22 protein-coding genes are annotated in these 17371 nt (G+C 71.7%); 1 reads left to right on the top strand and 21 read right to left on the bottom strand.

Annotated features, from left to right (window positions below; genetic code table 11):
• Positions 1-25 precede the first annotated feature (25 nt).
• From lgt to hisI, 11 genes are all read right to left on the bottom strand, one after another.
• Positions 26-1030 carry a prolipoprotein diacylglyceryl transferase gene (gene lgt, locus OG758_RS34320; RefSeq protein WP_326713461.1) on the bottom strand — a complete coding sequence of 335 codons (1005 nt, stop codon included), beginning with the start codon at positions 1028-1030 and terminating at the stop codon, positions 26-28.
• A gap of 90 nt (positions 1031-1120) precedes the next feature.
• Positions 1121-1900 (bottom strand): DsbA family protein, encoded by a 780-nt coding sequence (locus tag OG758_RS34315; RefSeq protein WP_326713460.1) that lies wholly within the window; start codon positions 1898-1900, stop codon positions 1121-1123.
• Positions 1901-1993: 93 nt separating this feature from the next.
• A complete protein-coding gene (gene trpA, locus OG758_RS34310) occupies positions 1994-2809 on the bottom strand; it encodes a tryptophan synthase subunit alpha (protein ID WP_227294199.1) in 816 nt (271 codons plus the stop codon).
• The gene (gene trpB / locus OG758_RS34305) at positions 2806-4092 is read right to left on the bottom strand and encodes a tryptophan synthase subunit beta (protein WP_266565310.1); all 1287 of its coding nucleotides are present in this window, start codon (positions 4090-4092) and stop codon (positions 2806-2808) included. The genes trpA and trpB overlap by 4 nt, the downstream gene beginning before the upstream one ends.
• Before the next feature lie 105 nt (positions 4093-4197).
• Positions 4198-4344 (bottom strand): tryptophan biosynthesis modulator TrpM, encoded by a 147-nt coding sequence (trpM, locus tag OG758_RS49140; protein WP_368080809.1) that lies wholly within the window; start codon positions 4342-4344, stop codon positions 4198-4200.
• A gap of 8 nt (positions 4345-4352) precedes the next feature.
• On the bottom strand, positions 4353-5162 hold the full coding sequence (trpC, locus tag OG758_RS34300; RefSeq protein ID WP_266565308.1) for an indole-3-glycerol phosphate synthase TrpC: 810 nt from the start codon (positions 5160-5162) through the stop codon (positions 4353-4355).
• 145 nt (positions 5163-5307) lie between these two features.
• On the bottom strand, positions 5308-5754 hold the full coding sequence (locus OG758_RS34295) for a DUF2752 domain-containing protein (RefSeq protein ID WP_326713459.1): 447 nt from the start codon (positions 5752-5754) through the stop codon (positions 5308-5310).
• A gap of 114 nt (positions 5755-5868) precedes the next feature.
• The gene (locus tag OG758_RS34290; RefSeq protein WP_326713458.1) at positions 5869-6111 is read right to left on the bottom strand and encodes an HGxxPAAW family protein; all 243 of its coding nucleotides are present in this window, start codon (positions 6109-6111) and stop codon (positions 5869-5871) included.
• Between the two features lie 141 nt (positions 6112-6252).
• Positions 6253-6909 carry a TIGR02234 family membrane protein gene (locus OG758_RS34285; RefSeq protein ID WP_116502609.1) on the bottom strand — a complete coding sequence of 219 codons (657 nt, stop codon included), beginning with the start codon at positions 6907-6909 and terminating at the stop codon, positions 6253-6255.
• 22 nt (positions 6910-6931) lie between these two features.
• Positions 6932-8413, bottom strand: coding sequence for an anthranilate synthase component I (locus OG758_RS34280; protein WP_326713457.1), 1482 nt, complete (start codon positions 8411-8413; stop codon positions 6932-6934).
• A gap of 75 nt (positions 8414-8488) precedes the next feature.
• Complete coding sequence (hisI, locus tag OG758_RS34275) at positions 8489-8863, bottom strand: phosphoribosyl-AMP cyclohydrolase (protein WP_100592257.1); 375 nt, start codon at positions 8861-8863, stop codon at positions 8489-8491.
• A gap of 83 nt (positions 8864-8946) precedes the next feature.
• On the opposite strand from hisI, the gene OG758_RS34270 reads away from it, so the two are divergent.
• Positions 8947-9582: a TIGR03085 family metal-binding protein gene (locus tag OG758_RS34270; protein ID WP_326713456.1), complete on the top strand. Its 636-nt coding sequence runs from the start codon at positions 8947-8949 to the stop codon at positions 9580-9582.
• 7 nt (positions 9583-9589) lie between these two features.
• On the opposite strand, the gene OG758_RS34265 is transcribed toward OG758_RS34270, so the two are convergent.
• The 10 genes from OG758_RS34265 to hisD form a co-directional block, all read right to left on the bottom strand.
• Positions 9590-10837 carry an MFS transporter gene (locus tag OG758_RS34265; RefSeq protein ID WP_326713455.1) on the bottom strand — a complete coding sequence of 416 codons (1248 nt, stop codon included), beginning with the start codon at positions 10835-10837 and terminating at the stop codon, positions 9590-9592.
• Positions 10838-10851: 14 nt separating this feature from the next.
• Positions 10852-11439, bottom strand: coding sequence for an ArsR/SmtB family transcription factor (locus tag OG758_RS34260; protein WP_326713454.1), 588 nt, complete (start codon positions 11437-11439; stop codon positions 10852-10854).
• 125 nt (positions 11440-11564) lie between these two features.
• The gene (gene hisF / locus OG758_RS34255; protein WP_100592253.1) at positions 11565-12320 is read right to left on the bottom strand and encodes an imidazole glycerol phosphate synthase subunit HisF; all 756 of its coding nucleotides are present in this window, start codon (positions 12318-12320) and stop codon (positions 11565-11567) included.
• Positions 12317-12718: a RidA family protein gene (locus OG758_RS34250; protein WP_326713453.1), complete on the bottom strand. Its 402-nt coding sequence runs from the start codon at positions 12716-12718 to the stop codon at positions 12317-12319. Before OG758_RS34250 ends, hisF begins: the two co-directional genes overlap by 4 nt.
• Positions 12715-13443 (bottom strand): bifunctional 1-(5-phosphoribosyl)-5-((5-phosphoribosylamino)methylideneamino)imidazole-4-carboxamide isomerase/phosphoribosylanthranilate isomerase PriA, encoded by a 729-nt coding sequence (gene priA, locus OG758_RS34245; RefSeq protein WP_326713452.1) that lies wholly within the window; start codon positions 13441-13443, stop codon positions 12715-12717. Before priA ends, OG758_RS34250 begins: the two co-directional genes overlap by 4 nt.
• Positions 13443-14105 carry an imidazole glycerol phosphate synthase subunit HisH gene (hisH, locus tag OG758_RS34240; RefSeq protein WP_326713451.1) on the bottom strand — a complete coding sequence of 221 codons (663 nt, stop codon included), beginning with the start codon at positions 14103-14105 and terminating at the stop codon, positions 13443-13445. The genes priA and hisH overlap by 1 nt, the downstream gene beginning before the upstream one ends.
• A 20-nt stretch (positions 14106-14125) precedes the next feature.
• On the bottom strand, positions 14126-14290 hold the full coding sequence (locus OG758_RS34235) for a hypothetical protein (RefSeq protein ID WP_326713450.1): 165 nt from the start codon (positions 14288-14290) through the stop codon (positions 14126-14128).
• Positions 14291-14294: 4 nt separating this feature from the next.
• Positions 14295-14888: an imidazoleglycerol-phosphate dehydratase HisB gene (hisB, locus tag OG758_RS34230; protein WP_100592249.1), complete on the bottom strand. Its 594-nt coding sequence runs from the start codon at positions 14886-14888 to the stop codon at positions 14295-14297.
• Positions 14885-16018: a histidinol-phosphate transaminase gene (locus tag OG758_RS34225; protein ID WP_326713449.1), complete on the bottom strand. Its 1134-nt coding sequence runs from the start codon at positions 16016-16018 to the stop codon at positions 14885-14887. Before OG758_RS34225 ends, hisB begins: the two co-directional genes overlap by 4 nt.
• Positions 15997-17316, bottom strand: coding sequence for a histidinol dehydrogenase (gene hisD / locus OG758_RS34220; RefSeq protein ID WP_326713448.1), 1320 nt, complete (start codon positions 17314-17316; stop codon positions 15997-15999). The genes OG758_RS34225 and hisD overlap by 22 nt, the downstream gene beginning before the upstream one ends.
• Between the last annotated feature and the right edge of the window lie 55 nt (positions 17317-17371).

The raw sequence follows: 17371 nt of genomic DNA, 5'->3' as shown, positions 1-17371 counted from the left end.
TCGACGTATGGGTGGTGAGGCTCAGCTAGCTCTTTCCGGCCTTCGTGGCCCCTGCCTCACCGTTGGCCTCGTCCTTACCGGCGGCCTCGTCCTCGGCCGCCTCGGTGGACTCGGCATCGTCACGTGCTGCCTCGTCCTCCGCCTTGACCTCAGCCTCGTCCCGGGGAACGGCGTCGTCTCCCTCGGCCTTGGCCGTGTCCGTGTCCTCGTCACCGGCGCCCGGCTCCACGATCGCTTCGCGGCCGGGGCGGATCTTCGCCGAGATCACGATGTAGATCACCGCGAGCAGGAAGACGCCCATCGCGGTCCAGTCGTTGAGCCGCAGGCCGAGGATGTGGTGGGCGTCGTCGACGCGCATGTACTCGATCCAGAAGCGGCCCACGCAGTACGCGGCGACGTAGAGCGCGAAGGCCCGCCCGTGGCCGAGCCTGAAACGGCGGTCCGCCCAGATCACGAGCAGCGCGACGCCGATGCACCACAGGGACTCGTACAGGAAGGTCGGGTGGTACGTGCCCGGCACGCGCCCGTCCGCCGACGACGTGATCTTCAGGGCCCACGGCAGGTCGGTGGGTTTGCCGTACAGCTCCTGGTTGAACCAGTTGCCCCAGCGGCCGATGGCCTGGGCGATGGCGATGGCCGGCGCGATGGCGTCGGCGTAGGCGGGGAGCGGGATGCCGCGCCTGCGGCATCCGATCCACGCGCCCACCGCGCCGAGCGCGATGGCGCCCCAGATCCCGAGGCCGCCCTCCCAGATCTTGAAGGCGTCCACCCAGTCACGGCCCTCGCTGAAGTACAGCTCGTAGTCCGTGATCACGTGGTAGAGCCGGCCGCCGACGAGGCCGAACGGCACGGCCCAGACCGCGATGTCGGCAACGGTGCCGGATCGCCCGCCGCGGGCGATCCAGCGCTTGTTGCCGAGCCAGACGGCCACGAAGACGCCGATGATGATGCAGAACGCGTAGGCCCGCAGCGGAATGGGTCCGAGATGGACCACTCCGTGAGCCGGGCTGGGGATGAAGGCAAGAGTCATGGCAATGTCGACGCTACCGTGCCGGGCCGTGGCGGCGGCAACCAGCCCGGCTACGGGTCCATAACGAGACCCTCGCGTCTGCGTCCGCTCCTACGACTTGTCGGCCGCCTGCACCATCTGCTTCAGCTTCGCGGGGGTCAGCGGATTGGCCTGGTCACCGAACACGTTCTTCCCGTTCAGGAGCACCGTCGGCGTGCCCTGGAAGCCGCCGTCCTGGAACGCCTGGTTCGACTTCTTGACCCAGCTGTCGTGGCTGCCGCCGTCGACACACTTCCTGAAGTCCGGCGTCACGAGGCCGCCGACCTTGCCGGCCAGCTCGATCAGCTTGCCGTTGTCGGCGAAGGCGTCGTCGGTCTCCGGGGGCTGGTTCTCGTAGAGGACGTCGTGGAACGGGGTGAACTTCCCGGCGTTCTGGGCACACGCCGCCGCGTTCGCCGCGCGCAGGGAGCCGCTGCCGCCCATGTTCTTGTCGATGAGCGTGGCCAGGTGGTACTCGACCTTGAGCTGTCCGGAGTCGGTCAGCTCGTGGATCGTCGTGCGGTAGGCGTCCTCGAAGGCCTTGCACGCGGGGCAGCGGAAGTCCTCCCACACCGTGAGTGTCGACTTCGCACTGTCCTTGCCGACCGGGATCGCGAGGCTGTCCTTGCCGACCGCACCCTGCGGGGCGACGACGGCGCCCGAGGCGTCACTCTTGTCGTCACCGGAATTCGCCGCGATCACACCGATCACGGCGGCCAGCGCGAGGACGCCCACGACGGCGCCCCCCACGATCACGCCCCTGCGGCGCCTGTCCTTGGCTCTCTGCTTCTCGCGCTCCTCCGCCAGCCGGTCACGGGCGGTGCGCTTTCCCTCACGGTTCTTCTCGCTCACACCCGCCAAACGAACCGGGGAGGCACGAGCGTGCCTCCCCGGTCCCAGGTCCACCCATACGGGTTACAACGCGATGGGTGACGACGTCATGGGTCACGCCTTGACGCGCACCCCGTCCGCGAGGTCCGCCGCGAGAGCCCGCACGGCGGCGAGGCCGGCGGCCTCGTCGTCCGCGTCGAGCATCAGCTTCACGAACGCCGAGCCGACGATGACCCCGTCGGCGAACCCGGCGACCTCGGCCGCCTGCTTCGCGTTCGAGACGCCGAGGCCGACGCAGACCGGCAGGTCGGTGGTGGCCTTGGTGCGGCGCACGAGGTCCTGGGCCTGATTGCCGACGGACTCGCGGGTGCCGGTGACGCCCATCAGGGAGGCGGCGTACACGAAGCCGGAGCCCGCGGCGGTGATCGTCGCGAGGCGCTCGTCCTTGCTGCTCGGGGCGACGACGAAGACGGTCCCGAGGCCGTGCTTGTCCGCGTGCTCCCTCCAGGTCGCCGACTCCTGGACGGGCAGGTCGGGCAGGATGCAGCCCGCGCCGCCCGCCTCCGCGAGCTCGGCGGTGAACCGCTCGATGCCGTAGCGGTCGATGGGGTTCCAGTACGTCATGACGAGGACCGGCTTGCCGGTCGCCGCGTGGGCCTCACGGACCGTGCGCATGACGTCGGCGATCCGGACGCCGCCGCGCAGCGCGATGTCGTCCGCGGTCTGGATGACGGGGCCGTCGAGGACGGGGTCGCTGTGCGGCAGCCCGACCTCCACGACGTCGGCGCCGCCGTCGAAGACGGCCTTGATCGCCTCGATGCCGCCGTCCACGGTCGGGAACCCGGCCGGGAGGTAGGCGATGAGGGCGGAGCGGCCCTCGGCACGCGCGGCGGCGAGGGTGTCGTTCAACAGCTGGATGTTGCCGCTCACTTGGCGTCTCCCTGGATCTCCGCGCCGGTCCCGGCCGCGTCCGCCGCGACGGCGGCGTCGGTGTCGTACAGGCCGAAGTAGCGGGCGGCCGTGTCCATGTCCTTGTCGCCGCGCCCGGACAGGTTGACGATCATCAGCCCGTCCTTGCCGAGCTCCTTGCCGACCTCGATGGCTCCGGCGAGGGCGTGGGCGCTCTCGATGGCCGGGATGATGCCCTCGGTGCGCGACAGCAGGCGCAGGGCCTGCATGGCGGCGTCGTCGGTGACCGCACGGTACTCGCCGCGGCCGCTGTCCTTGAGGAAGGCGTGCTCGGGGCCGATGCCCGGGTAGTCGAGGCCCGCCGAGATCGAGTACGGCTCGGTGATCTGGCCCTCGTCGTCCTGGAGGACGTACGACCGTGAGCCGTGCAGGATGCCGGGCTCGCCCGCGGTCAGCGTCGCGGCGTGCTCGCCGGTCTCGAGGCCGTGGCCGGCCGGCTCACAGCCGATGAGGCGCACGCCGGCGTCGGGGATGAAGGCGTGGAAGAGGCCGATGGCGTTCGAGCCGCCGCCGACGCAGGCCACGGCCGCGTCGGGCAGGCGTCCGGCGCGCTCCAGGATCTGGCGGCGGGCCTCGACGCCGATGACGCGGTGGAAGTCGCGGACCATCGCCGGGAAGGGGTGGGGTCCCGCGACGGTCCCGAAGAGGTAGTGCGTGCGGTCGACGTTGGCGACCCAGTCGCGGAACGCCTCGTTGATGGCGTCCTTGAGGGTGCGGCTGCCGGACTTCACGGCGACGACCTCGGCGCCGAGCATCCGCATGCGCGCCACGTTGAGCGCCTGGCGCTCGGTGTCGATCTCGCCCATGTAGATGGTGCACTCGAGGCCGAAGAGGGCGCAGGCGGTGGCGGTGGCCACGCCGTGCTGGCCGGCGCCGGTCTCGGCGATGACGCGGGTCTTGCCCATGCGCTTGGTGAGGAGCGCCTGGCCGAGCACATTGTTGATCTTGTGCGAGCCGGTGTGGTTGAGGTCCTCGCGCTTGAGGAACATCCGGACGCCACCGGCGTGCTCGGCGAACCGGGGCACCTCGGTGAGGGAGCTGGGCCGTCCCGTGTAGTTGACGAGCAGGTCGTCGAGCTCGGCGGCGAAGGCCGGGTCGTTCTTGGCCTTGTCGTACTCGACGGCGACCTCGTCGACGGCGGCGACGAGCGCCTCCGGGATGAACTTGCCGCCGAAGGCGCCGAAGTACCCCTCGCTGGTGGGGACCTGACCCTCGGGGTCGGGAATGAAGAAGTTACTGGGCATGCGAAACCTCATGGTGTGAGCGGTGTGGACACGACGCGCCGTGGGGGCAGGGTTACATGCCGGCAGCGGGCCGCATGTGGCCGCCCGCGCCGTTCCCCGCGCCCCTTATGGGGCGCAGCACCATCGCATCCCGTTGACCTGACCCGGCTCGTCACCGATGACGTAACGCACCCGGCGCCCGTGCACACGCCGCGCCGGCGCCCGGCAGCCGCGGGGGCGGCAGCCGGGTGCGAGGCGGGCGGCGATGGCCATCGGGGAGGTCAGCTCCTGCCGTGGCGCAGGGCGGGGTGGGCGCCCGCGGCGACCAGGTCGGAGACCGCGGTGCGCGGGTCGCGGCCGGTCACCAGGGACTCGCCCACGAGGACGGCGTCGGCACCCGCGTTGGCGTACGCGATGAGGTCGTGCGGGCCTCGCACACCCGACTCGGCGATCTTGACGATGTGGTCGGGGATCTCCGGGGCGACCTGCTGGAACGTGTCGCGGTCGACCTTGAGCGTCTTGAGGTTGCGCGCGTTCACGCCGATGATGCGGGCGCCCGCGTCCACGGCGCGCTCGACCTCGTCCTCGTCGTGCACCTCGACGATCGGCGTGAGCCCGATGGACTCCGCGCGCTCGATGAGTGACTCGAGGGCGGGCTGGTCCAGGGCGGCCACGATCAGCAGCGCGAGGTCGGCGCCGTACGCCCTGGCCTCCCACAGCTGGTACGAGGTGACGATGAAGTCCTTGCGCAGGATCGGGATGTCGACCTTGGCGCGCACGGCCTCCAGGTCGGCGAGCGAACCGCCGAACCGGCGCTGCTCGGTCAGTACGGAGATGACGGCGGCGCCGCCCGCCTCGTAGTCGGCGGCGAGGGCGGCCGGGTCGGCGATCGCGGCGAGCGCGCCCTTGGACGGGCTGGAACGCTTGACCTCGCAGATCACCTTGACGCCGTCGCCACGCAGGGCGGCCACCCCGTCCTTGGCGGCGCGTGCCTTGGCCGCGCGCTCCTTGAGCTCGTCGAGGCTGACGTGCGCCTGCCGCTCCGCGAGGTCGGCACGGACTCCGTCGATGATCTCGTCGAGCACACTCACGCGAGCGGCCCCCTTCCTGACGGTGGAGCGGTGGAAGCTGATTGCCCGAAGAGCAATCCACTGGTCACAGCGATGATATCCGGAGGAGGGCGAAGGCTCCGCATCCGGTTGACGCCGGTCCCACTACCTGGACAAATACTGTTGATCAAGGATGGAGCCAGCCACCTGCAGGCAGGTTCCGGACAACCGCGAAGACAAGGACCACGGCGCCCACGGCCCACAGGTGGGGGCGTCCGAGATCGATCCGTACGGGCAGTCCCCGTGCCACCCGTACGGCCCATACGACCCACAGGACGGCGAAGAGGGCGTAACCCGCCACGGCGAGCGCGTTGTCCCCCAGAGCGGCCGTGAGGTCGCCGTGGACGAGCGCGTGGGCGCTGCGCAGACCGCCGCAGCCGGGGCAGTAGATCCCCGTGTAGTGGAGCAGCGGGCAGGCGGGGTAGTGGCCCGGCTCGTTCGGGTCGACGGACCCGACGTACGCGAAGCCCACACCGACCGCGGCGAGGACACCGGCGGGGACGGCCAGCCGCCGCAGCGAACCGGCGGCGCCGCTGGTCAGGGTGGCCGCGGAAGTGTCCGTTTCGGCGTTCACCCGTGAATTGTGCAACGGGCCCGCCGGGTCCGCCCGTCGGCGCGCAGCGCGCGGAAAGCGTGAGAGGCGGCCCGGCACCTGGTGCCGGGCCGCCTCTCACGACGTGGGTGAGGCTCAGGCCTCCGCGGCGACGACCTCGGGCGAGACGGCCGGCAGCGACTGCGGCTTCGGCTTGCCGAGACCCGCGGCGCTCATGGCGCCGCCGACGACCGCGGCGATGGCGAGCAGGGCCATGCCCGCCCAGAAGCCGACGGGGTCGCCCATCACCATGAAGGCGCCCGCGACGCAGAAACCGATGAAGGCGATGATGACACCGGTCCAGGCGGCCGGGGTGTGTCCGTGGCTGCTGTCCGCCATGGTTGCTCCTCGTTGCTCAATGCGTGGCTGATGCGTGGCCCCGTGCCCCGCGCGTGGCACCGCGCTGGGGTGGTGAGCCGGACGCTCTTCCTCATTGTCCCGCACTCGCGGGCATGGGCGGCACTCGGGGTCCGGGCCCCGCTATGCCTCGTGTGTGGGGTCCTCGCCCCGGTCGAGGGCCTTCCACAGCTCCTCGGGGCGCTCCGGGTCGACGGGCCGGGCCGCCTTGCGGGGCCGCGGGGTGCCGTCACGCTCGTAGCGGCCGCCCATCGACGGCCAGGAGCGGCCGTAGCGCAGGGCGAGCAGGCCGGCCAGGAGGATGAGGGCGCCGCCCGCGGCACCGACGTACGGCCATACGGTGTGGCCGAGGGAGCCGATGGTGGCGGCGGTGTTGCCGGAGACCTCGGCGGCCTTCTCGTCGAGGGCCGCGCTGTCGCCGGCGCCGAGGACGGCGGCGACGACGGCGCCCGCGCCGCTGAGCGCGAGGAGCCCGGCGACGAGCGTGCGCCCGGCGCGGCGGACCGCGAAGACGGCGACGAGGGCCGCGAGCCCCACTATGGCGAGGGCCGCGGGCACTCCGGTGACGTCACTGCCCTTGGCGGCGAGCGGAAAGCTGCCGCCGGGCACGGTCGCGGACCCGGAGGCCCACTCCTGCCGCGAGGAGAGCAGGGCCACCGCCGCGCCGACGGCGCCGAACAGGAGCGCGGCGGCGAGGCTGCGGCGGCCGTTGCGCGCGGCGGCCGTCTCCGGGGAGGCGGTCCCGGCTTCGGTTCGGGGGGATGGCACTGCGGAAGTCACCTCACCACTATCCCCCACGTCGTCAGGCGTCGTGCATCCGGTTGGCCGTGTGCACGGCGCGCAGCACCGCCGCCGCCTTGTTGCGGCACTCGGTGTCTTCGGCGACGGGATCGGAGTCGGCGACGATACCCGCTCCGGCCTGCACATATGCGGTGTTGTCGCGCAGGAGCGCGGTGCGGATGGCGATGGCCGTGTCGGAGTCCCCGGCGAAGTCGAGATATCCGACACATCCGCCGTACAGACCGCGCCGGGAGGGTTCGAGCTCGTCGATGATCTGCATCGCGCGCGGCTTGGGCGCGCCCGAGAGGGTGCCCGCGGGGAAGCAGGCGGTGAGGACGTCGAAGGCGGTGGTGCCCGGGGCGACCCGGCCGGTGACGGTCGACACGATGTGCATGACGTGCGAGTAGCGCTCGACGGACATGAAGTCGACGACCTCGACGGAGCCCGGTTCGCAGACGCGGCCGAGGTCGTTGCGGCCGAGGTCGACGAGCATCAGGTGCTCGGCGCGCTCCTTGGGGTCGGCGAGGAGCTCGTCGGCGAGCGCCTGGTCCTCCTGGGGGGTGTCGCCGCGATGCCTGGTCCCGGCGATGGGGTGCACCATGGCGCGCCCGTCCTCGACCTTGACGAGGGCCTCCGGCGACGAGCCGACCACGTCGAACCCGTCGAAGCGGAACAGGTACATGTACGGCGACGGGTTGGTGGCGCGCAGGACCCGGTAGACGTCGAGCGCGCTGGCCGTGCACGGCGTCTCGAAGCGCTGCGAGGGCACGACCTGGAAGGCCTCGCCCGCCCGGATGCGCTCCTTGATGTCCTCGACGGCCTCCTGGTAGTCCGTGCCGCCCCACAGAGCGGTGAACTCCGGCAGCTCGGAGGGCGGGAGCGCGGCGGGGGCCTGGACGACGGGCCGGGAGAGGTCGGCCTCCATCGCGTCGAGGCGGGCCACGGCGTCCGCGTAGGCCTCGTCGACGCCGGTGTCGAGGTCGTTGTGGTTGATCGCGTTGGCGATCAGCAGGACCGAGCCGTCCCAGTGGTCGAGGACGGCGAGGTCACTGGTGAGCAGCATCGTCAGCTCGGGGAGCTTCAGGTCGTCGCGCTCCCCGGGGCCGATCTTCTCCAGGCGGCGCACGATGTCGTAGCCGAGGTAGCCGACCATGCCGCCGGTGAACGGGGGCAGGCCCTCGTAGCGGGGGGTGTGGAGGGTCTCGACGGTGGCGCGCAACGCGGCGAGCGGGTCGCCGTGGGTGGGGACGCCCACGGGCGGGGTGCCGAGCCAGTGCGCCTCGCCGTCGCGGGTGGTGAGGGTGCCGGCCGAGCGGACGCCGACGAAGGAGTAGCGGGACCACGAGCGGCCGTTCTCCGCGGATTCCAGGAGGAACGTGCCGGGGCGTTCACCGGCCAGCTTGCGGTACAGACCGACGGGGGTGTCGCCGTCCGCGAGGAGCTTGCGGCTGACGGGGATCACTCGGCGGTCGGTCGCGAGCTTGCGGAAGGTCTCGAGATCCATAGGAAGAGCTTAGGGCGTGTCCGGACAGGTCCGGTGCGCCGCCCGGTCCGTGGAACGGGCGACGCGGCGGTGGTCTCAGGCGCCGGTGCCGGTCACCGTCAGCTCGCCCGCGTCGAAGCAGGTGCGGTCGCCGGTGTGGCAGGCCGCGCCGACCTGGTCGACCTTCACCAGGAGGGTGTCCGCGTCGCAGTCGAGGGCGACCGATTTCACGTGCTGGAAGTGACCGGAGGTGTCGCCCTTGACCCAGTACTCCTGGCGGCTGCGGGACCAGTACGTGCAGCGGCCCGTCGTCAGCGTGCGGTGCAGCGCCTCGTCGTCCATCCAGCCGAGCATGAGCACCTCGCCGGTGTCGTACTGCTGGGCGATCGCGGGGACCAGGCCGTCGGCGCTGCGCTTGAGGCGGGCGGCGACGGCGGGGTCGAGGCTGCTGGGCGGGGGCGTGCTGGTCATGGGGACCATTGTGCCGCGCCCCGCGTGCCCTTTCTGGCGGGCGTCCACTGGGCGGACCGGTCGGGCGGTCGTAGGCTGGCCGTATGTCGACCCATGCGAAGCGTGAACGACTCCTCCTCGCCGACCTGTTGGAGGCGGCGGGCCCCGACGCCCCGACCCTGTGCGAGGGCTGGAACGCCCGTGATCTCGCGGCCCATGTGGTGGTGCGCGAGCGCCGCGCGGACGCCGCGGGCGGGATCCTGATCAAGCAGCTGGCGCAGCGTCTGGAGCGCGTGCAGGCCGAATTCGCCGAGAAGCCCTACGGCGAGCTGATCCAGCTGATCAGGACGGGTCCGCCGCGCTTCTCGCCGTTCTCCCTCAAGCAGATCGACGAGGCGTCGAACGCGGTCGAGTTCTACGTCCACACGGAGGACGTTCGCCGCGCGCAGCCGGACTGGACGCCGCGCGAGCTCGATGCGGTCTTCGCGGACGTGCTGTGGTCGCGCCTCGAGCGGATGGCCCGCGTGGTCGGCCGCAAGTCGCCGGTCGGCCTGGTCCTGCGCCGCCCGGACGGCCGGACGGTGGTGGCGCACAAGGGCGCGCCGGTGGTGACGGTGACCGGTGAGCCCGCCGAGCTGCTGATGTTCGCGTTCGGCCGGCAGGACGCGGCGCGGGTGGAGACGGAAGGCGAGAAGGACGCGATCGGGAAGCTGCACGAGGCGAAGCAGCTCGGGATCTGATGCGGGTTCAGGCCGGGAGTTCGGCGCGGCGCAGCGGCGTGCGGCACAGGCCGTAGACGCCGGCGAGGGCGCAGATCGCGGCGCTGGCCACGAAGACGGGTCCGGTGCCCCACACACCGACGGCCGCGCCGGTCAGCGGCATGGTGAGCGGGACGAGGCCGAGGCTGGACAGGCTCGTGACGGCGGTGACCCGGCCGATGTAGGCCGGGTCCGCGTGGGTCTGCGTGAGCGCTCCGCACAGGGCGCCGCTGAGACCGGCGAGCAGCCCGATGACCAGCGCGACGGCGACCGCGGCGGCGAGGTGCGGTACGAAGGCGAGCGCGCCGATGGCGACGGAGCCGCCTCCCATGGCCGCGGCGAGAACGAGACCCGCGCGCGGCACCCGGCCGCGGACGGCGAGGAGCAGCGAGGCCGCGCCCGCGCCGACGCCGAACCCGGCGAGCACCGAGCCCATCCCTGAGGCGCCCCAGCCGCGCTGGTCGGCGAGGAGGGTCAGGCCGACGTTCAGGGGGCCGACGAAGCCGAGGTCGCTGAGGGCGATGACGACGACCAGCGGGGCGAGGACGCTGTGGCGGCGGATGTAGCGCAGGCCGTCCGCGAGTGCGTTCCTCGCCGGGGCGCCGCTCTTGCCGTTGTCGTCGGGCAGGTCCCGGATGCGCAGGGACATCAGGAGCGGCAGCGAGATCGCGAACAGCAGTCCGGCCGCGCCGAACGCCGCCGCGGGGCCGCCGAGTGCGACGCCGAGACCGCCCAGGGGCGCACCCACGACGTTGGCGAGGCGGACCGCGAGTCCGCGCATGCCCTGGACCCGGGCGAGCTGGTCGCGTCCGGTGACGCGGGCGGGCAGCGCGCCGACGGCCGGCAGGAAGAGGGCGTCGACGATGCCGAAGACCAGGCCGAGGAAGGTGAGCGGCCACAGGCCCGGTCGGGTCGCGAGGAAGAGCCCGGCGACGCCGAGGACCGCGGCGCTGCGCACGGCGTCGCCGGCTATGACGATGCGGCGCGGCCCGAGCCGGTCGGCGATCACTCCCCCGCCGAGCATCAGCAGGGCCCGGGGTGCCGCGCTCACCGCCATGACGAGCCCGGCCTGCGAGGGGCTGCCCGACTGGACGGCCGCCCAGGACAGGGCGACGTAGTAGATGTTGTCGCCGATCATCGAGGCGCCGTAGGCGCCGAGCCAGCGCAGCACGTTGCCGTCGCGGTGGGCGGGCTTCTCGGGGGCGGGGGTGCCGGTGCGGGGCGCGGTCACGGTCATGGGAGGTGGTCCTCTCAGGCGCGGAACGGGAAGCCGTACATGTGCAGCGCGACGCTCTCGCGCCCTTCGGTGTCACCCGCGGCCTGTGCGGCGCGGCCCTGCTCGTCGTACTTCCTGATGACGGCGAGCAACTCGCCTGTCAGCTCGGTCAGTTCGGCCGCCGTCAGAGGCATCAGGGCTTCGGAGTCCGAGGACGCGGCGCGCCACTCGGGGGCCCAGGTGGAGCGCTCGTCGAGGTAGCGGCGGTAGAGCTCGCTGCGCTGTTCGTAGAAGAGCCGGGTGGCCGCCTGGTGCGCCGCGGCCTTCTCGGGGGCGTCGCCGAAGTCCGCCTCGTGGATGCTGACGCCGTCGGACGCGGGCTGCCACCAGCGCTCGCGGCCGTCCCGCTGCGTCCCGGGCGCCTCTTCGATGAGCCCGGCGTCCGCGAGCTTGCGCAGGTGGTAGCTGACCAGCGAGACAGCCCCGTCGACCTGCTCGGCCAGCTGCGACGCGGTCGCGGTGCGGGCGACGACCAGGGCGCGGTACAGCTGCGAGCGCAGCGGGTGGGCGAGCGCCTTGAGGGTGCCGAGGTCCGTGATGCGGCGGGTCTGTTCGTCGGTCATGGCATGACCCTAGATACGAAAGAAATATTGCGCAACATAAATTGCGCAACTGATCCTGCGCATCGGGCAGAGAAAAGGCCCCGGCCACCCTGAGGGCGACCGGGGCCGAGCGTGCGCTCCCGGCGTCAGCGGACGGGGTGACCCGCCTCGCGCAGCGTCTCCTTGACCTCGCCGATCCGCAGATCGCCGAAGTGGAAGACGGACGCGGCGAGCACCGCGTCGGCACCCGCCGCGATCGCGGGCGGGAAGTGCTCCAGGCGTCCCGCGCCGCCGGACGCGATCACCGGCACCGTGACGTGCTTGCGGACGGCCGCGATCATCTCGATGTCGTAGCCGTCCTTCGTGCCGTCGGCGTCCATCGAGTTGAGCAGGATCTCGCCCGCGCCGAGCTCGGCGGCCTCGTGCGCCCACTCGACGGCGTCGATCCCGGCGGACTTGCGGCCACCGTGCGTCGTCACCTCGAACGTGCCGGACGGCGTGCGGCGCGCGTCGACCGACAGGACGAGCACCTGGCGGCCGAACCGCTCGGCGATCTCGCGGATCAGCTCGGGGCGGGCGATGGCGGCCGTGTTCACGCCCACCTTGTCCGCGCCGGCCCGCAGCAGCTTGTCCACGTCGTCCGCCGTGCGGACGCCGCCGCCGACGGTGAGCGGGATGAAGACCTGTTCGGCGGTGCGGCGCACCACGTCGTAGGTCGTCTCGCGGTTGCCGGAGGACGCCGTGATGTCGAGGAACGTCAGCTCGTCGGCGCCCTCGGCGTCGTACACCTTCGCCATCTCGACGGGGTCGCCCGCGTCGCGCAGGTTCTGGAAGTTGACGCCCTTGACGACCCGGCCGTTGTCCACGTCCAGGCAGGGGATGACCCGTACGGCCAGCGTCATGACGGTGTGTCTCCTCGGTACGCCTCCACCTCGACCTCGACGACCAGGCTCGGGTCGATGAAGCCGGAGACGATGATCATGGATGCGGCGGGGCGGACGGCGTCGAACAGCTCCTTGTGGGCCCGGCCCACGTCGTCCACATCCCGCGCATGGGTGATGTACATACGGGTGCGCACCACATGCTCGCTCCCGAGCCCCAGGGTCTTGAGAGCGTCGAACGCGGCCTGGAACGCGTTGAGCGTCTGCTCGTACGGCGTTCCCGCGTCGATGACGCCGTTGACGACGGACGTACAACCGGACACCAGGACAAGGCCGTTGGGCAGTTCGACCGCGCGCGAGTAGCCCACGGCCTCCTCCCACGGCCCGTCCGAGCCGATCCTGCGTACGTCGTCGCTCATGACGCCACCGCGGCGAGGGCCTCTTCCAGTGTGAAGGCCTTCGCGTACAGCGCCTTGCCGACGATCGAGCCCTCGACGCCCAGCGGGACGAGCTCGGAGATGGCGCGCAGGTCGTCGAGCGACGAGACGCCGCCGGAGGCGACGACGGGCCGGTCGGTCACGGCGCACACGTTGCGCAGGAGCTCCAGGTTCGGGCCCTGCAGCGTGCCGTCCTTGGCGATGTCGGTGACGACGTAGCGGGCGCAGCCCTCGGAGTCGAGGCGCGCGAGCGTCTCGTAGAGGTCGCCGCCGTCGCGGGTCCAGCCGCGGCCGCGCAGCGTGGTGCCGCGCACGTCGAGGCCCACCGCGATCTGGTCGCCGTGCTCGGCGATGACCTTGGCGACCCACTCGGGGGTCTCCAGGGCGGCGGTGCCGAGGTTGACGCGGGTACAGCCGGTGGCGAGCGCGGCGGCGAGCGTGTCGTCGTCGCGGATGCCGCCGGACAGCTCCACCTTGATGTCCATGGCCCGCGCGACCTCGGCGATCAGGGCGCGGTTGTCGCCCGTGCCGAACGCGGCGTCCAGGTCCACGAGGTGCAGCCACTCGGCGCCGGAGCGCTGCCACGCAAGGGCGGCCTCGAGCGGGGAACCGTAGGAGGTCTCGGTGCCGGACTCGCCGTGCACGAGACGTACGGCCTGGCCGTCGCGGACGTCGACGGCGGGGAGGAGTTCGAGCGTGCGGGACATCAGAGGGTTCCGATCCAATTCGTGAGGAGCTGGGCGCCGGCGTCGCCGGACTTCTCGGGGTGGAACTGCGTCGCCCACAGTGCGCCGTTCTCGACGGCGGCGATGAACGGCTCGCCGTGCGTGGACCAGGTGACCTTCGGCGGGCGCATGTGGACGTTGCCGACCTCGAAGTCCCACTGCTGCACGGCGTAGGAGTGCACGAAGTAGAAGCGGGCGTCGCTGTCGAGACCGGCGAAGAGCTCGGAGTCCTGCGGCGGGCGGACCGTGTTCCAGCCCATGTGCGGGACGATCTCGGCCTTGAGGGGCTCCACCGTGCCCGGCCACTCGTCGAGGCCCTCGGCCTCGACGCCGTGCTCGATGCCGCGCGCGAAGAGGATCTGCATGCCGACGCAGATGCCCATCACGGGGCGGCCGCCGGCCAGGCGGCGGTCGATGATCCAGTCGCCTCGCGCTTCCTTGAGGCCCTTCATGCAGGCGGCGAAGGCGCCGACGCCGGGGACGAGGAGACCGTCGGCGTTGAGTGCGGTGTCGAAGTCGCGGGTGATCTCGACGTCCGCGCCCGCGCGGGCCAGGGCACGCTCGGCGGACCGGACGTTGCCGAACCCGTAGTCGAAGACGACGACCTTCTTGCCGGCTGTGCCGGCGGGCTTGGCTGAAGTCATGGCTGGCTGCTCCCTGCCCCTCAGTTCCAGTAGTCGAGCCGCAGGACACCGGCGACCAGACACATGGCCGCGGCGACGGAGAGCAGCGCGATCAGGCTCTTGGGCAAGCCCTGCTTGACGAAGGAGATCACGCCGCCGATCAGGAAGAGACCGACGAGGATGAGAATGGTGTTGAGGCCGTTCATGGCTTTACAGGGCGCCCTTCGTGGACGGAAGGATGCCCGCGGCACGCGGGTCGCGCTCGGACGCGTACCGCAGCGCGCGGGCCAGCGCCTTGAACTGGCACTCCACGATGTGGTGCGCGTTGCGCCCGTACGGGACGTGGACGTGCAGCGCGATCTGGGCCTGTGCGACGAACGACTCCAGGATGTGCCGGGTCATCGTCGTGTCGTAGGAGCCGATCATGGGGGCCATGTTCTCGGGCTCGGTGTGCACCAGGTAGGGGCGGCCGGAGAGGTCGACCGTGACCTGGGCGAGCGACTCGTCCAGCGGGACGGTGCAGTTGCCGAAGCGGTAGATGCCGACCTTGTCGCCGAGCGCCTGCTTGAAGGCGGCGCCGAGCGCGAGGGCGGTGTCCTCGATGGTGTGGTGCGTGTCGATGTGCAGGTCGCCCTCGGTCTTGACCGTGAGGTCGAAGAGGCCGTGGCGGCCGAGCTGGTCGAGCATGTGGTCGTAGAAGCCCACGCCCGTGGAGACTTCGACCTTGCCGGTGCCGTCGAGGTCGATCTCGACGAGGACCGAGGTCTCCTTGGTGGTGCGCTCCACCCTGCCTACGCGACTCATGCGTTCCGCTCCTTCTTGATTGCGCGTACCGCATCGAGGAACGCGTCGTTCTCGTCCGGGGTGCCCGTGGAGACCCGCAGCCACCCGGGTACGTTGTTGTCCCGGACCAGGACGCCCCGGTCGAGGATCTTCTGCCACACCGCGTGCGCGGCGCCTTCGCCTTCGAAGCGGCCGAACTGCACGAAGTTGGCGTCCGAGTCGGTCACTTCGTAGCCGGCCGCCCGCAACTCGGTCACCAGGCGGTCGCGTTCGTCCTTCAGCTGCTCGACGTAACCGAGGAGCGTGTCGGTGTGCTCCAGGGCGGCGAGGGCCGTGGCCTGGGTGACGGCCGACAGGTGGTACGGCAGGCGCACCAGCTGGACCGCGTCGACGACGGCGGGGGCGGCGGCCATGTAGCCGAGGCGCAGGCCCGCCGCGCCGAACGCCTTCGACATCGTGCGCGAGATGACGAGGTTCGGCCGGCCTTCGAGCAGCGGGAGAAGGGACTTCCCGTGGCTGAACTCGATGTAGGCCTCGTCGACGACGACCATGGACGGCTTGGCGGCCTGCGCGGCCTCGTACAGGGCGAGGACCGTCTCGGGCGGGACCGCGCTGCCCGTGGGGTTGTTGGGCGTCGTGATGAAGACGACGTCCGGGCGGTTCTCGGCGATGGCCTTCACGGACGCTTCCACGTCGATGGTGAAGTCCGCGCTGCGCGGTCCGGAGATCCAGCCGGTGCCGGTGCCGCGCGCGATGAGGGCGTGCATCGAGTACGAGGGCTCGAAGCCGATGGCGCTGCGGCCGGGGCCGCCGAAGGTCTGCAGGAGCTGCTGGATGACCTCGTTCGAGCCGTTGGCGGCCCAGACGTTCTCGATGCCGACGTGGTGGCCGCCGGTGCGCGTGAGATAGCCGGCGAGCTCGGTGCGCAGCTGGACCGCGTCCCGGTCGGGGTAGCGGTTGAGGTCGCGGGCGGCCTCGCGTACGCGCTCCGCGATCCGCTCGACGAGCGGATCGGGCAGCGGGTAGGGGTTCTCGTTCGTGTTCAGGCGTACGGGTACGTCGAGCTGGGGGGCACCGTACGGGGACTTGCCGCGCAGCTCGTCCCGCACGGGCAGATCGTCGATACCGGTCACTGGCCGGGAACCTTCCATTCGAACCTTGCCTTGATCGCCGCGCCGTGCGCGGGCAGGTCCTCCGCCTCGGCGAGCGTGACCACGTGGTGGGCGACATCGGCGAGGGCGTCGCGCGTGTAGTCGACGATGTGGATGCCGCGCAGGAAGGACTGGACGGACAGACCGGACGAGTGGCAGGCGCAGCCGCCGGTGGGCAGCACGTGGTTGGAGCCCGCGGCGTAGTCGCCGAGGGAGACCGGCGCCCAGGGGCCGACGAAGATCGCGCCGGCGTTCTTCACGCGCTGGGCGACCGCGGCGGCGTCGGCGGTCTGGATCTCCAGGTGCTCGGCGCCGTACGCGTCGACGACGCGCAGGCCCTCGTCGACCCCGTCGACCAGGACGATCGCGGACTGCCTGCCGCGAAGGGCGGGGACGATCCGGTCGTCGATGTGCTTGGTGGCCGCGACCTGCGGCTCCAGCTCCTTCTCGACGGCGTCCGCGAGCTCCGCCGAGTCGGTGACGAGGACGGCGGCGGCGAGCGGGTCGTGCTCGGCCTGGCTGATCAGGTCGGACGCGACGTGCGCCGGGTCGGCGGTGGCGTCCGCGAGGACCGCGATCTCGGTCGGGCCCGCCTCGGCGTCGATGCCGATGAGGCCGGTGAAGTAGCGCTTGGCCGCGGCGACCCAGATGTTTCCGGGGCCCGTGACCATGTTCGCCGGGGCGCAGGACTCGGTGCCGTACGCGAACATCGCGACGGCCGTGGCGCCGCCCGCGGCGTACACCTCGTCGACGCCGAGCAGCGCGCACGCGGCCAGGATCGTCGGGTGCGGAAGGCCACCGAACTCGGCCTGGGCCGGCGAGGCGAGGGCGATCGACTCGACCCCGGCCTCCTGCGCGGGCACCACGTTCATGATCACGGAGGACGGGTAGACCGAGCGGCCGCCCGGCGCGTACAGGCCGACGCGCTCGACGGGCACCCACTTCTCGGTGACCGAGCCGCCGGGGACGACCTGCGTGGTGTGGGTGGTGCGGCGCTGCTCGCGGTGGACGATGCGGGCCCGGCGGATCGACTCCTCCAGGGCCGCGCGGACGGCGGGGTCCAGCTGCTCCAGGGCGTCCTGGAGGGCCTTGGCGGGAACCCGTACGGATTCCAGCTTCACCCCGTCGAACTGCTCCGCGTAGTCGATCAGTGCCGCGTCGCCACGATGATGCACGGCCTCGCAGATCGGGCGCACCTTTTCGAGGGCGGCCTGAACGTCGAAGTCGGCTCGGGGCAGCAGGTCGCGCAGTGCGGGGCCCTCGGGGAGGGCGTCGCCGCGCAGATCGATTCGGGCCATCGGCAGAAATTGCAGCACGTGCTCAATTCTCGCAGACGCCACATCAGCGCCCGAC

Origin of the sequence: Streptomyces sp. NBC_01474 (genome assembly GCF_035918215.1) — a bacterium.
Classification (GTDB): Bacteria; Actinomycetota; Actinomycetes; order Streptomycetales; family Streptomycetaceae; genus Streptomyces; species Streptomyces aureus.
The sequence above is the reverse complement of the archived record's forward strand: the minus strand, read 5'-3'. Positions and strand labels throughout refer to the sequence as shown.

Excerpts from the sequence above, each read along its gene's own strand:
- lgt (WP_326713461.1), bottom strand. The coding sequence starts at position 1,030 with ATGACTCTTGCCTTCATCCCCAGCCCGGCTCACGGAGTGGTCCATCTC.
- trpB (WP_266565310.1), bottom strand. The coding sequence starts at position 4,092 with ATGCCCAGTAACTTCTTCATTCCCGACCCCGAGGGTCAGGTCCCCACC.
- trpM (WP_368080809.1), bottom strand. The coding sequence starts at position 4,344 with ATGGCCATCGCCGCCCGCCTCGCACCCGGCTGCCGCCCCCGCGGCTGC.
- OG758_RS34290 (WP_326713458.1), bottom strand. The coding sequence starts at position 6,111 with ATGGCGGACAGCAGCCACGGACACACCCCGGCCGCCTGGACCGGTGTC.
- OG758_RS34280 (WP_326713457.1), bottom strand. The coding sequence starts at position 8,413 with ATGGATCTCGAGACCTTCCGCAAGCTCGCGACCGACCGCCGAGTGATC.
- hisI (WP_100592257.1), bottom strand. The coding sequence starts at position 8,863 with ATGACCAGCACGCCCCCGCCCAGCAGCCTCGACCCCGCCGTCGCCGCC.
- OG758_RS34270 (WP_326713456.1), top strand. The coding sequence starts at position 8,947 with ATGTCGACCCATGCGAAGCGTGAACGACTCCTCCTCGCCGACCTGTTG.
- OG758_RS34265 (WP_326713455.1), bottom strand. The coding sequence starts at position 10,837 with ATGACCGTGACCGCGCCCCGCACCGGCACCCCCGCCCCCGAGAAGCCC.
- OG758_RS34260 (WP_326713454.1), bottom strand. The coding sequence starts at position 11,439 with ATGACCGACGAACAGACCCGCCGCATCACGGACCTCGGCACCCTCAAG.
- hisF (WP_100592253.1), bottom strand. The coding sequence starts at position 12,320 with ATGACGCTGGCCGTACGGGTCATCCCCTGCCTGGACGTGGACAACGGC.
- OG758_RS34250 (WP_326713453.1), bottom strand. The coding sequence starts at position 12,718 with ATGAGCGACGACGTACGCAGGATCGGCTCGGACGGGCCGTGGGAGGAG.
- priA (WP_326713452.1), bottom strand. The coding sequence starts at position 13,443 with ATGTCCCGCACGCTCGAACTCCTCCCCGCCGTCGACGTCCGCGACGGC.
- hisH (WP_326713451.1), bottom strand. The coding sequence starts at position 14,105 with ATGACTTCAGCCAAGCCCGCCGGCACAGCCGGCAAGAAGGTCGTCGTC.
- OG758_RS34235 (WP_326713450.1), bottom strand. The coding sequence starts at position 14,290 with ATGAACGGCCTCAACACCATTCTCATCCTCGTCGGTCTCTTCCTGATC.
- hisB (WP_100592249.1), bottom strand. The coding sequence starts at position 14,888 with ATGAGTCGCGTAGGCAGGGTGGAGCGCACCACCAAGGAGACCTCGGTC.
- OG758_RS34225 (WP_326713449.1), bottom strand. The coding sequence starts at position 16,018 with ATGGAAGGTTCCCGGCCAGTGACCGGTATCGACGATCTGCCCGTGCGG.
- hisD (WP_326713448.1), bottom strand. The coding sequence starts at position 17,316 with ATGGCCCGAATCGATCTGCGCGGCGACGCCCTCCCCGAGGGCCCCGCA.